General features: G+C 37.2%; 11 protein-coding genes. 5 read left to right on the forward strand and 6 right to left on the reverse strand.

Features of this window, described 5'->3' with window-relative positions; all coding sequences use genetic code 11:
* The 4 genes from AC2JBO_RS05330 to AC2JBO_RS05345 form a co-directional block, all read right to left on the reverse strand.
* Entirely contained in the window at window positions 1-1,065 is a 1,065-nt protein-coding gene (locus tag AC2JBO_RS05330; protein ID WP_496952589.1) for an AAA family ATPase, read from the reverse strand.
* Window positions 1,066-1,132: 67 nt separating this feature from the next.
* Complete coding sequence (locus AC2JBO_RS05335) at window positions 1,133-2,647, reverse strand: VMAP-C domain-containing protein (protein ID WP_496952590.1); 1,515 nt, start codon at window positions 2,645-2,647, stop codon at window positions 1,133-1,135.
* A complete protein-coding gene (locus AC2JBO_RS05340; protein WP_496952591.1) occupies window positions 2,644-3,075 on the reverse strand; it encodes an effector-associated domain EAD1-containing protein in 432 nt (143 codons plus the stop codon). Before AC2JBO_RS05340 ends, AC2JBO_RS05335 begins: the two co-directional genes overlap by 4 nt.
* A gap of 166 nt (window positions 3,076-3,241) precedes the next feature.
* Window positions 3,242-3,982: a toll/interleukin-1 receptor domain-containing protein gene (locus tag AC2JBO_RS05345; protein ID WP_496952592.1), complete on the reverse strand. Its 741-nt coding sequence runs from the start codon at window positions 3,980-3,982 to the stop codon at window positions 3,242-3,244.
* A gap of 255 nt (window positions 3,983-4,237) precedes the next feature.
* Between AC2JBO_RS05345 and AC2JBO_RS05350 the strand changes: the two genes are divergently transcribed.
* Window positions 4,238-4,723: a PIN domain-containing protein gene (locus tag AC2JBO_RS05350; RefSeq protein ID WP_496952593.1), complete on the forward strand. Its 486-nt coding sequence runs from the start codon at window positions 4,238-4,240 to the stop codon at window positions 4,721-4,723.
* Window positions 4,710-4,916 (forward strand): hypothetical protein, encoded by a 207-nt coding sequence (locus AC2JBO_RS05355; protein ID WP_496952594.1) that lies wholly within the window; start codon window positions 4,710-4,712, stop codon window positions 4,914-4,916. Before AC2JBO_RS05350 ends, AC2JBO_RS05355 begins: the two co-directional genes overlap by 14 nt.
* A 157-nt stretch (window positions 4,917-5,073) precedes the next feature.
* On the opposite strand, the gene AC2JBO_RS05360 is transcribed toward AC2JBO_RS05355, so the two are convergent.
* On the reverse strand, window positions 5,074-6,003 hold the full coding sequence (locus AC2JBO_RS05360) for a DUF4351 domain-containing protein (RefSeq protein ID WP_496952595.1): 930 nt from the start codon (window positions 6,001-6,003) through the stop codon (window positions 5,074-5,076).
* Window positions 6,004-6,400: 397 nt separating this feature from the next.
* Window positions 6,401-7,696: an SUMF1/EgtB/PvdO family nonheme iron enzyme gene (locus AC2JBO_RS05365; protein WP_496952596.1), complete on the reverse strand. Its 1,296-nt coding sequence runs from the start codon at window positions 7,694-7,696 to the stop codon at window positions 6,401-6,403.
* Window positions 7,697-8,603: 907 nt separating this feature from the next.
* On the opposite strand from AC2JBO_RS05365, the gene AC2JBO_RS05370 reads away from it, so the two are divergent.
* The 3 genes from AC2JBO_RS05370 to AC2JBO_RS05380 form a co-directional block, all read left to right on the forward strand.
* Window positions 8,604-9,824, forward strand: coding sequence for a hypothetical protein (locus AC2JBO_RS05370; protein ID WP_496952597.1), 1,221 nt, complete (start codon window positions 8,604-8,606; stop codon window positions 9,822-9,824).
* 203 nt (window positions 9,825-10,027) lie between these two features.
* Window positions 10,028-12,211 (forward strand): tetratricopeptide repeat protein, encoded by a 2,184-nt coding sequence (locus AC2JBO_RS05375; protein ID WP_496952598.1) that lies wholly within the window; start codon window positions 10,028-10,030, stop codon window positions 12,209-12,211.
* 131 nt (window positions 12,212-12,342) lie between these two features.
* The coding region (locus tag AC2JBO_RS05380) for a protein phosphatase 2C domain-containing protein (RefSeq protein WP_496952599.1) at window positions 12,343-13,233 on the forward strand (891 nt) is incomplete at its 3' end.

Genomic DNA, 13,233 nt, shown 5'->3' on the forward strand with positions numbered 1-13,233 from the left:
TTACATATTGTTTAAACTTTTTAATAAAATATCTTTTAGAGATTTTTCATCTTCATTATTTATCTTAATTCCACGGGTAAGTATATAAATAGTGTTGAGTAACTGGTCTGTCGCACGTTCTACTGATTCTTTTTTATTTGTTGAAAGGAAATCATTAATTAATTGATTAATTTTTAACTCAGAATTTTTAAACAAATCATCACCAAAATGTGCTTTGACTATATCCTTGAGTGCATCTTCTTTAGGAGTTGGCATTGTTATGCGTAAACATCTACGATTAAATGCAGGTGGAAAATCTCGTTCTCCATTACTAGTCATTACAATGATGGGAAAAGTATGACAGCGAACTCGACCTGCTTTTATTTCTACATCAACATCTTGGTCGTGAGTTACAACTTTAAATGTTGTATTGTTCTTTTTGTGATTATCTTCTTGATTACTTTTACTTTTTGCACGTCGGACTAATTCTGGTATTTCAAATTCCCCTTCTTCAAAAATATTTAATAAATCATTAGGAAGGTTTATATCACTTTTATCAATCTCATCAATAAGTAGAACTCTAGGTAATTGTGATGGTAAAAATGCAGTACCCAAGGCGCCTAATTTAATATACTTACCAATATCTTGTTGTTCCTTTTGTTGAGCATCTTGAAGACGAGCTATTGCATCGTAGCGATAAAGACCTTCTTGCAAAGTTGAACGCGCGCTTATTGCCCAAGTTAGTACAGAACCTAAATTTAACTCGTGCGCGATAGCATAGGCTAAGGTAGTTTTCCCAGAACCAGGTCTACCAGTAACCAGTAACGGTCTACGCAAATAAATCGCAGCATTAACAGCATTTATTATATTTGCACTCTCTGGTGTTTTAGAATCCACGCGAAAGCTTTTAGCGCGTCTTTTGTCTCTACTTTCATTTTCTTTATCTTCCTCGGCGCCAAACTCCCTCCAAGGCGGTGCTTTAAGCTCTTGAAGTTTTTTTGCTAATTCTTCGGCTTTTTTCCCTTCTGGTAGTTCACCCGTACCCTTAAAAAGGCGCCAGTCTGTATTATTTGTATTATCTGTCATAGTCAATTAACTCTCTATAATTAAACCTTGTTAATAATCTAAAAGGGTATGAATTTTGCTGTAACTATCAATTGTTAAGCGTTCGGGTAAAACGAGATGGTATTCGATTAGGATTATCGCACAAAAAACCAACATGATACCCTAGATGGTTTTCCTTATCATCCATTTTACAAGCTTCTCGACGAAGTTGATGCACTGAATCAACTAAATAGTTATTTAATGCTGTGATATTTAAGAGTTTATCAAATTCCGTATTAATATCAATATTATTAAGTTGATTGTGTCTTGTCCACAAACATATAGGTATTCCTGCATTCAAAACATTTTTGAATAAATTTATTTTATCATTTTCTAGCTGTGGTAAACAGCAAGTAAATTTTAAACCCAATATTTTATCGTCTTCCCAAGTTAAATATAAGTTATCAAAATTGCAGTTCTCAACTGTATTAATAGATTCAAATTGCTCTATTACTTTAGTATCAGTAAGTTGACTATTATTCAAAAAAATTCTAAGTGTTTGCCATCTTTGTGTTAATTTATTTAAATACTCTTCGTTTTTTAAATAAAAACGTTCAAAAGAACGCGCAACAAAACGATTATCGTGGCAAATCACTCTTGACTCGTTTTGAATGTTAAGTTCTTGAAACTCTATATTCTCGTATAAATATTGAAAAGGTAAGAAAACTTCAATAATTAAATCAAAGCTATTGCTATATGAGTATAATTGCTCTCTACTTTCTTTAATCAAACTGTATATATTATCTGAAATTTCTGTGAATAAGCAATCTATAACTGGTTTATCTGTTTCTAAATTAATTGGAAGTAGCTGACCCAAGTTTTGTTCTGATTGATAATTGGTTATTAGTTCTGCTTGTAGCGAAACTTTATTGCCACCTTTTGCTTCGACTACAATTAATAGATAGGATGTTAACTTACTTTGAGAAATAAGTGATGATTTCATTGAAGAATATGTTGGTAGCTTAATATTAAGTTTATTTGCTACATCTCTTACCCATTGATTTAGTCGCTGATTGTATGATTGTTTCACTTCTTTAGCCAACCGTTCAGCAAATTCAATTATAGTTGGCTTCTGTTGATCATTATATAGACATTTTTGTAAGAAAATCTGTTGTAGATTATCTATATCTGGATTTATTGACTCTGGAAATTGACTTTCTACGTTGTTCTTATATCTTGTGATATTTCTTAATGTCAGGCGACAAGCACTTCCTAAATCTATATTTTCTTCGTTCTTTATATCTTGAAGTATAGATTTTATTTCTTTCCAATATTTTATTAATATGAATATAGAAGGATATTTTTTTATTACAAAAACTTCCAACTTTTGATTACCTGGATTATCTTCATAGGCAGCCTTAACAAGTATATCTAATTTATCACGAGACTCTACCCAATCAATTATTTCAGAAACTATATCATTCAAGTCTTCGCCAATTATTATTTCATCAAGAGTTATATTTAAGTCTGATTCCCTAATCAGTCTTTTCAATTTTGCCTTACTAGGAAAAGCATCTATTAAAGCTTTTCGTAATTCTTTAATTTCAGGACTCGATAATTTCATTTTGTATCCAGGGTGACATTACTACCAAGATTTTCCGTGAAGTATTGCGCGCTTCGTGTTTCGCGTTTAATAATGGCGCCAGTACGGTCTACTGTAACAACTTCAAATGTAAATGTTTTCGCTTCGTCTGAGTGTGTAGACGTATTGGACTCATTTATAGTAAGTATTTTTTCAAAGAACGTTTTTAATTTTGCATTACCAGGATTTTCATCATATATAGCGTTAATCAGCGTATCTAATTTATTATGCGACTCTGCCCAGTCAATTAGTTCAAAAACTATATCATATAGGCTATCACTAACAAATGTCCCGTCAATGGTTATACCTAAGCCTGATTCTATAATTAGCCTCTTTAAGCTTGCTGTGCTAGGAAAAGCATCTATTAAAGCTTCTCGTAATTCTTTGATTTCAGAGCCTGATAATTTCATAATTGCTAACAATATTTATTCTGCTTACAGGAGAATGCAATCAAGTTTAACTAATATTACTATTATGCAATATCAGTTACTATACATCTAAATTAGATACTTATCCAACTGCTTCGTTTCCGGAATATAGTAGAACTAATTTTTATCTGAGTGTTAATAGGCGCCCTTACTTATCATTAGGGTTTTTCCCAGTAATTCCCCAAATTAATTGTTTCATTGGTTCGGGTTGTGACTGCCGAAAGTCTACCCACATATGACCACTGAGAAAAACTGGGAGTTCTGGTTTTTGAGGCGCCGTCGATAGTAGAACCGGAATTACTGGGCATTTTCTTCCAACAAACTCACGCATAAACGCTTCTATTTCCTGTTTTTGCCAAGGACCTAGACCATTACTACCGACAAATACCGCAGCGGATTTATTAGTTTGCACTTGTCTCTCTAGTTCTGGTTGCCAAGGAAAACCTGGACGAAGTTGCCACTCATCTAGCCACGGTCTAATTCCTAATTCGAGTAATTTATTTGCGATTTCTTGTACCTGTGGTTTATCTTGGCTATTGTGACAAAGGAAAACATCAAACTGTGACTCTGAAGCTATTTGACCTATCTCTACAACTTTCTGCGAGGTTGAGGGGTTGGAATTTTGTCTTTTTTGTACAAATGCTTTCAGTTTTGCATTATCAGGATTTTCTTCAAAAGCGGCGTTAATCAGTATATCTAATTTACTACGCCCCTCCGCCCAATTAATTATTTCAAAAACGATATCTTTCAAATTTTCGCCAAATACTATTTCTTCAAGATTTATGTTTAAATCTGATTCTCTTAGCAGCATCTTTAATTTTGGTTTACTAGGAAAAGCATCTGTCAGGGCATTTCTTAATTCTTTGATTTCACTACCTGATAGTTTCATAATTGATACAAATATTTATGATTTGGTCTGGTTTTGCATTAATTATACACTAATGTATGAAAAGCCTTGTTTGTGAAACAGGCGCCTATCGCTCATATTTATTCTCCTATTCCGCGCGCTACTGAAGAATGCGCTCTGCGGTGATGAATCGTCAACCACTTGCGGTATACTTAGCGAAACATCCTTCGCTTACTGTGTTGAAGGAAATTGCTCAAGGTATGGATAAATTAGGATAATCTCGAAGATATTAACACGATGGCTAAAAAGTATACAATATATCTCGATGTGTGTTGTTTAAATCGTCCATTTGACGACCAAACACAACTGCGTATTCGTCTAGAAGCCGAAGCCGTTTTGGAAATTATTAGTCGTTGTCGAGCGCTCGTATGGGAGTTATTAAGTAGCACTGCTTTAGAATCAGAGATTGGTAGAACCCCAGATGTAAGTAGAAGAGACCAGGTACAAAAATCGTTAGCTATTGCTCAACACAAAATTTTGATAGATGCTGAAATTACCAAGCGAGCTATAGATTTAAGAGATTTTGATATTAGAAATTTTGATGCACTTCACATTGCTTGTGCGGAGGATTACGCTGATGTTTTCTTGACTACCGATAACCGTTTACTATCTAGAGCATTAAGCTATGGCAATGACTTAGATATTGTTGTCACTAACCCGATAGGTTGGTTGGCACAAGTAACTGATAATCTTTTAGAGGAAGAAGAGGATGACTCCAATTGAATTATACAGAAAAGGGTTTAAGGCGTTGGTAGATGCTTTGGGATATGACGATGCTATCCGATTTATTCGTCAATTTGATGCGGGTAGTGGAGACTATAGTACTGAACGTCATCAATGGCTTGACTCGCTAACGATGGATGAAATTTTGGCAGATATTTCGAGTCTGCAAAGTAATGATAATATTGGGGAGTAATAGCGATGAGAAAAAATACCACCAGTCCCTCAAATGCGTGGGCAGGAAATATATTTCTGGCGCCCAGTGTCTGTGAAACCTTGTTTATAAAGCATTACAAAAAGTCGAGAGATATTACCCCCGACTTTCTAGTGCTTTAATTTACCAACAATTGATTTTATTGAAGTTCTTGATTTAACCAAGCTTCCAAGTCAGTTAAGGCTGAAAAACTCAGTAATGCCTCTGCCAATGTTTCTAATTGTTCTGTAGACAGTAAACGAACTCTTTCAACTAGTGATGCATCAAGCTCACCAAAACGTCGCGAAAGTAGACGCAGAACTAAACGTTGTTCTCCTCTTTGCTCTCCTTCCTGTACTGCAAGAGCGCGGTCTTGTTGATATAGTGGCGCCAATCTCATAATTAACTCCGGTTCTCCTATGTCTTCTGTTTTACGTAATTCTAGATTTTGCTTGAAGTTATATAAACATTGTAGCGTTGCCTGCTTAAAAGGGTTGTTATCTGGTAGTGCGATAAATTCATCGATGGCCTTTACTTGCACACTGTCTCGACCTAGCATCCTTAACCACAATGTATCAGGTGTTTCAAGCAAATCGTGGATAACTACGATTCCTGTTCGTAAAGCCTCGGCCGCAAAATATATTCCTGGCGCCCAGTTTGGATCTGGGTCTGCTTTAAATTTAGATAGTATTTCATCAGATGCAGTTGGTGTTAGAATCCATAACTTAGGTATTATTGGTTCTTTAACAACTGTTTTTTTCTTCTTTGCTTTTTTTTTGCGTGCTGTTTTCTTTGGCTCTGCTTTTCTTTTCAGCGCATTTTTTACTTCCAACACCTTGATTATACAATTACAGATATCATCTTCTGGCGCCGGATTACGAAATGGTTCAAATACAGCAGGAAACTCCGCAAATTTTCCAAGTAAACCTAACGGTGCGAGCTTAGGGTTTTGTAGCACCTTGGGAGTGAATAATACATCGATTAGTTTTACTTCTGTGGCAACAAGCTTTGGAGCTTTGACTGCACCATAAGGCTCCAGCAATGCTTCAAGAAAATCCTTACTAAATTCATCGTGTATTAATCTAGTCATTCAATTTTACTTGCGATTAAACTAATTTTCTTTGATGAATATTAAATTATCACTTTCTTAGGTATACATGTATTAATTAATGTAAAAATAAACAAGTTTTAGTTTATACTAACCAATCTACTCAGTTTAGTTATATTTTTGGATACTGTTATCATCGTATTACGAAAATTAAACGAGATATAAGTTCCAGTACAGCAGTCATATTCTCATTCAACTTCGCTCGACAATCAATAATCATGTATAGTAAAATTTGATACTTAAAAAAACTCCACATGAACAAGCTGTTACAACTAGATAGATGTGTTGCTATGCCTCACCTACAACTACACCTAAAACTCTCCAATAAATTATCCGTTACATCCGTTGTAAATGTTACTGCACAGGCGAGACGCCTATGCTACGAACACGCTACGCGAAAACCGCTATCGTAGCTGTCGCAGTCTGCAAGATTCATGCGACGAAAAGCAGAACGACAGTATTGGGGAATGTAGTCCCATGAACCACCGCGCAGTAGCTTTATAGCATTATTATTAGTATTATTAATTTTTGTTGGAGTAATTATCCGCGCGCAACTATTTTGTGGTGCGCTGTAGTAGTCATCGTGCCAATCATCATAGCACCATTCCCACACATTTCCATGCATGTCATATAAGCCAAAATCGTTAGGAGGAAAAGTTCCTACATTAGTTGTTTCCTCTTTATAATCACCTTTGCTAGAAAATGCATAAGTGTAATTACCATTAAAATTTGCTAACTCGGTTGTGATAGTGTCACCGAAATGGAACGGAGTAGAAGTTCCAGCACGACAAGCATATTCCCATTCAGCTTCGCTTGGCAGTCGATAATGGCGCCCACTATATTTTGATAGTCGGGAGCAAAATTCTACTGCGTCGTACCATGAAATTCCCTCTACAGGTAAATTATCACCTTTAAAAAATGATGGTTCTTTTTTTAGTGTCCGATTTATTTGAGGTAGTTCGGCAACCGCGCGCCATTGTGCCTGAGTAATTAGGTATTTCCCTATGAAAAAGGGTTGAACTGTGACGCAGTGTTGAGGACGTTCATCATCTGCACTACCTTCTTCACCGTCCGGCGCCCCCATGATAAATGTACCATCTGGAATTTCAACCATATCTAAAGTGATTTTATTGCTAAGGTCTTGAGTAAAATATCGCGCGCTTCTTGTACCGCGTCTAATAATGGCGCCGTAATGATTGACTGTGATGACTTCAAAAGAGAATCGAAAGTCTAGCCACATCTGACCCCGGAGAAAAACTGGAAATTGTGGCGTTTCGGGTGCGGTTGGTAGTAAAACTGGAATGACAGGGCATTTTCGATTAACAAACTTACGCAGAAGCGCATTTATCCCCTCTTCTTGCCTTGGTGTAGAAATAGAGTTGTTTGAATTATTTGCAGTGAGTGTATTTTCTCTATTCGCTACAAAAGATTTTAGTTTCGCATTATTTGGCTTTTCACTATAAGCAGCATTTATCAATATGTCTAATTTATTCTCGGAATCTGCCCAATCAATTAGTTTAAAAACTAAATCGTTTAAATTTTCACCAAACGCTATTTCCTCAAGATTGATACCTAAATCTGATTCTCTAACAAGCATTCTTAATTCTGCTTGACTACGATAAGCGTCTGTTAAAGCATTTCGTAAGCTTTTAATTTCAGAACCTGATAATTTCATGGTGAATAAGGCGTTTATAGTTGGCTTATGAGGGTAGAAAAGCTCAAAGCTTCTATATGCACAAAGGTTTTTAAGGTAGAGCGGGTAGTGTAATTAAATTACATAATAGCATTAAATTTTTAGATATATACCGAAGAAAGACAGAGAGCAATAAGCAGAAGGCGTTTGGCAATAAAATAATTTTTTTGCCATTCTTCGCAGCGTTTAAAATTCATAAAATTATTTATTAAAAAAATAATAATTCATTTTTACAAGATATTTAGTGTGAGAAAATAATGTGTGTTTACCTAAATATATAGATAAATTTTATGGCTTTAACAAGGTGTCTTATGCCCTCTTCATAAATGTTTTATGAATTTTATATCTAATTTTAAGTGAATTTTATATTATGTACTGAAAAACCTAGTTGATTGATACTTGATGTTTGGCTTCAAATAACTTAATTAATTATCTTGTGGAATGGCAGGCGGGACTGTTATGTCAATACTGCTCGGTTAAGAATAAAATCCCCCCAACCCCCTTGGTAAGGGCAGGGCTGTTTCATTCTAAAAAGAATAAATCCAGGCGCCTATAAATCAGCCGTTACCGAACAAGATTTTGGTGGTTGATTAACCAAACAATCATGGTTATAGCTTTTATCTCTAGAGAATGAAACAGCCCTGCCTTGGTAAGGGGGGCTAAAAACCGCTATTTTCCCCCCTTATTAAGGGGGGTCAGGGGGGATCAATTTCGATAAAATTCCTTAACCGAGTAGTATTGGGACTGTTATGTACCTCATGGGCAGGCGGGACGCCTACCCTACAAGAAACAAAATTTTCAATTCAGTCTTTTCTGGAATTTGTACGATTGGAGTTGTAGCAACTATGTGGCAAAATCTGTGCTAATTTATGAGAGTGAATTAAAGCTTGTGAATTTAGAAGAAATCGACCAACTACTGGCTGACTGGAAACTCAAAATCGACGTTGTAGGTCAAAATTTGATTGATTTACACGGTATTGATGCTTATCAGCGACTTTGTGGTGTTTCGGGTTTTCCCAAGGTGGAGTTAACTGGTATCACGCAAACGCGCGTTAACCCAGTCCTACATGTGATGAATGAGTTATTCCAGAATTTTGATTTGCTGGTGCAGACTATTGATAAAGCTGTGCAGTTGCGCGGTTTTATTCCCAGATTTTTGGCGCCACAGCAGAAAATTCAGGAAATTGAAGATTTGTTAACGAAACCTTCGATTCATTTATCGATTGAGAAAATACCTTTGGCACAGCGAGGATTACTTTCTGCTGCCCAAGCTATAAATGCCATAACTCCACAAGAATTGTTACAGTTAATGACGACTGCGTTTCAAGCAGCGAAGGATGTGGTACTAGCGGTTGATGAGGTGTGGTCACGTTTAGAACCAAGTTTAATAGATACAGATGTAGAAACTCGGCAGTTGCAACATTTGGCTGAGTCTCTAAATATTGATTGTTCTTCAGAAATAACTGGTTTAACTCAAAAGCTCCAAAAACAGCGCGCGTTCCTTGAATCTGACCCATTAGGGGTGAATGAAGAATTTCTAAAATCAATTCAACCGCAGATAATGAAGCTTTCAGCAATGCTGGAACAAGCAAGGCAACAGCGGGAGTTTGTACGGTTGGGTTTTATAACAGCGCGCTCTGATTTATCTAAATTACACGAAATCCATCACCAAGCTGAAGTTGCTTATGATGAAAGTAAAATGAAGGTAGCTGACCACTCAAAATTACAAAACCCGCTTACTTCTGATGAAATACAAGCTTTGGAAGTATGGTTAAATAGACTTGAAATAAAATTTAATGATGGTTTATTCAATCCTGTGCGTGTCGGTTTGGAAAATTGGACTGCCAAGGTGAAGGAGTATATAGCTAAAGAGAAAAATGCTTATGCAGCTAATAAGGCGCCAATCGAATTACGTGCGGAATTACGAGGTAGACTCGATGCATTAGTTGCCAAAGCACTCGCGCGCGGCTTTGTTGAGGATACTGTATTACAGGAACTCGCACAACAAGCTAAACACATACTATTTACTCGCCCGACTCCTCTCGACCAAGCAACGGAGTTGGTAACTAAATATGAAAAAAGATTGAGCAGTTATCCGAATTTGCGATAAATCATGTTGTAGTAGAGATAAACTCTCTTACCTTTGTGTTCTTTGTGCCTTTGTGGTTCGTTATTCTTACTTCGCATAATTTCTAAATGTTATAAAGAAATCAAATATAGTTAAACCACAAAGACACAAAGGTCACAAAGGTTAAGAAAGTTGTTACATAAATGTTATTTCAAACTACTTACAATCATCAAAGGAGAGTCCGAATGGATGGTGAGAGCTGCAAGCGCAATGGATGTAGTGGTACCATTGATGACGGCTATTGTAATGTGTGCGGACATGCTGCGATTAAAACCGTAGGGACATCTAATATACAGTCTTCATTACACAACCAGCCCACTAAGGTTACTGGTAACATCACCACTGGTACAGGTTCCTCACCTCTTAATAGTCGTTCGCGCGGTTCTCGACGTACTGGGGGAACGCGCGGAAGTAGTCGAAAACAATTAGGCGCTGGGTTAATATCTATACCCGAACTACCTTCGACCGAACCTGAAAAGCTTATTATGGCTGAAGCAAAGGTTCCTGAAAACAAGCGCTTTTGCTCAAATTGTAATAATCCTTTGAAAAGAGAAAAAGGATTTTGTCCTCAGTGCGGTCATAAGTATTCGTTTATTCCTTCCCTCAGTCGTGGTGATGTTGTTTCTGGGCAATATGAAGTTAAAGGCGCCATTGCATACGGTGGGTTAGGATGGATTTATCTTGGTTTTGATATAACTCTTTCACGTTATGTAGTTTTAAAAGGATTACTAAATACTGAAGATGCTTCGAGTGCAGCAGTTGCACTTGCAGAAAGGCAATTTTTGGCTTCTGTAAAGCACGGGAATATCGTTGGAATTTATAACTTTGTGAATCGCGGCACCGAAGGCTTCATTATTATGGAGTATGTCGGTGGTAAAACGCTCAAAGATATTCGTAAAGAACGCGGTCCTTTACCAGTTACTGAAGCTATTGCTTATATTCATCGAATATTAGGCGCCTTTGCTTACTTACATTCACAGGGTTTAGTTTACTGTGACTTTAAACCCGATAACGTCATGCTTGAAGGCAGTGATGTTAAATTGATTGATATGGGTGGGGTACGACGTATCGATGACCTTAATGGTGATATTTACGGTACAGTCGGTTATAGCGCACCAGAAGCAGGGGAAGGACCTACAGTAGTATCAGATTTATATACTATTGGTAGAACTTTAGCAGTTTTACTTAGTAATATTCGTGCTTTTAACAAAGAACATTTACATAAGTTACCAAGTCCACAAGAAGAACCTTTATTTGCCCAGCAAGAATCTTTGTACAGATTTTTACTTAAATCAACTGCGGAAAACCCTGACGAAAGGTTTCAATCTGCCGATGAAATGGCAGAACAACTTTTGGGAGTGTTGCGGGAAATAGTAGCAAAAGAAACTGGTACACCACGCCCAAGTACAAGTACGATGTTTAGTGGTGATATGCTGGCATTAATGGATGGTAATAGTTTCGGCGCCATTAAACCAAATTATAATCAATTACCAATGCCATTACTCGATACTACAGACCCAGGCTGTAATGGCATACTAGCAACAGGCGCCCTGACTGCAATTAATTTGCAAATTACTAGCTTAAGACAAGTTGTTGAGCAGTTTCCTAACTCGCGCGAAGCATTATTTAGACTGGCTAATAGTTTAATTGAAGTTGGTAGCTATGAAGAAACTGCACTATTATTAAAACAAGTTGAAGAAAAAGACCCTTGGGACTGGCGAGTGTTATGGTATCGCGGGCGCAGTTTGATGGCACAAGGTAAATATCAAGAAGCACAGAAGACATTTGACCAAGTTTATTTTGATTTACCTGGAGAAATACCACCAAAGCTAGCACTAGGTTTAGCAGCAGAAGCAGCGGGAAACCTAAACTTAGCGATGCAAATGTATGACTTAGTATCGCGCACAGACCCTAGTTATACAGCAGCAGCATTTGGGTTGTCACGGTGTTTACGCGCGAGTTGTAGACGTAGCGAAGCAGTAGCAGCATTAGAACGCATACCCCACACTTCGAGTTTACATACACGTTCGCGCGTTGAAATTGCTAACACATTAATAGATAACTCAAATGGGGCGCCAGTCGTAAAAGAACTTCAAGAAGCTTCAAAAGTTGTCGAAGCACTAACATTAGATGGTATTGAACGTTATCGGTTAGCAAAGCTTGTCTTAGAAACAGCTTTAAATTTAATTACTTCTAAACAGCTTTCTCCTACTTCTAGTATTTCTATTTTAGGAGAACCTCTACAAGAAGTTCGTCTGCGAACAGGACTAGAAAAAGCACTCCGCAGTATGGCACATCTTTCAGCAGGAGACGAAAAAATTCAGCTAGTTGACGAAGCAAACAGTGTCCGTCCCAAAACCTGGGTCTAGAAGAGTGCTGAGTAGAAAGTGCTGAGTGCTGAGTAAAGTTATAAATGCAAAATTTTAACTTTCAACTCCCAACTCCGTTCTTTAGTACTCAGCACTCAGCACTCAGCACTTATACCTCCTAACTTATTAAAATGAATTTACAATGTTCTCAATGTGGGGCAAACCTACAAATCAATGATAACTTTTGTGAAGAGTGCGGCGCCTCAGTGGCAGTTCCCACATTTTCACCACAAATGCATAAATCGACGAATCTAGATAAGAATATATATAGTAAGGACAACTGCTCTAAATGTGGCGCTTCTTCAACTCTAATTGATGAAGAAGGATTTTGTGCCCAGTGTGGGTTTCGACTCGTACCGCGCGAACGAGATTATTTTGAGGTGATAATTTCCCCAAAACTAGCTGCTTGTTGCGACCGAGGACTAAGACATCATCATAACCAAGATTTTGTCGCATGTGCCGAAGTTGAAAATGGCAAAGCTTATGTAATGGTCGTTTGTGACGGTGTTTCTAGTGCAGAACTTGCAGAGTTAGCGTCTAAAGCTGTGGCAGAAACGACTTGCCGTGCGTTAGTTGAAAAAGTACACGATGAATTAAAAAATCAAGAAACAAAAAATCAGGAAACAAAAAATGAAAAAGACATAATGTGTGAATCTATCGAAATTGCCAGACAAGCAGTATGTGACATTCCTTATACCAAAACTCAATCATGTGATGACCCCCCATCAACAACAGTTGTGGCAGCAGTTGTAATCAACGGTATCGCTAGAATTGTATCAATGGGTGACAGTCGCGCTTACTGGATATCTCACAATGGTTCAAAAATACTAACAGAGGATGACTCGTGGTTCAACGAAGTTGTTAAAGACGGAAAAATGACCGAAACTGAAGCACGTCAATCACCATACGCTCACGCTATCACAAGTTGGATAGGTGCCGATGCTGAAAACAAATGTCCTTCACCAATAGAGTTTAAAATTCCCGGAAATGGATATCTATTATTATGCAGCGATGGATTATGG

It is taken from the genome of Calothrix sp. CBUCES-K 9914 (assembly GCF_059640475.1).

What these genes read in the sequence shown, in the direction of transcription:
- AC2JBO_RS05330 (WP_496952589.1), bottom strand. Translation starts at nt 1,065, where the DNA reads ATGACAGATAATACAAATAATACAGACTGGCGCCTTTTTAAGGGTACG.
- AC2JBO_RS05335 (WP_496952590.1), bottom strand. Translation starts at nt 2,647, where the DNA reads ATGAAATTATCGAGTCCTGAAATTAAAGAATTACGAAAAGCTTTAATA.
- AC2JBO_RS05340 (WP_496952591.1), bottom strand. Translation starts at nt 3,075, where the DNA reads ATGAAATTATCAGGCTCTGAAATCAAAGAATTACGAGAAGCTTTAATA.
- AC2JBO_RS05345 (WP_496952592.1), bottom strand. Translation starts at nt 3,982, where the DNA reads ATGAAACTATCAGGTAGTGAAATCAAAGAATTAAGAAATGCCCTGACA.
- AC2JBO_RS05350 (WP_496952593.1), top strand. Translation starts at nt 4,238, where the DNA reads ATGGCTAAAAAGTATACAATATATCTCGATGTGTGTTGTTTAAATCGT.
- AC2JBO_RS05355 (WP_496952594.1), top strand. Translation starts at nt 4,710, where the DNA reads ATGACTCCAATTGAATTATACAGAAAAGGGTTTAAGGCGTTGGTAGAT.
- AC2JBO_RS05360 (WP_496952595.1), bottom strand. Translation starts at nt 6,003, where the DNA reads ATGACTAGATTAATACACGATGAATTTAGTAAGGATTTTCTTGAAGCA.
- AC2JBO_RS05365 (WP_496952596.1), bottom strand. Translation starts at nt 7,696, where the DNA reads ATGAAATTATCAGGTTCTGAAATTAAAAGCTTACGAAATGCTTTAACA.
- AC2JBO_RS05375 (WP_496952598.1), top strand. Translation starts at nt 10,028, where the DNA reads ATGGATGGTGAGAGCTGCAAGCGCAATGGATGTAGTGGTACCATTGAT.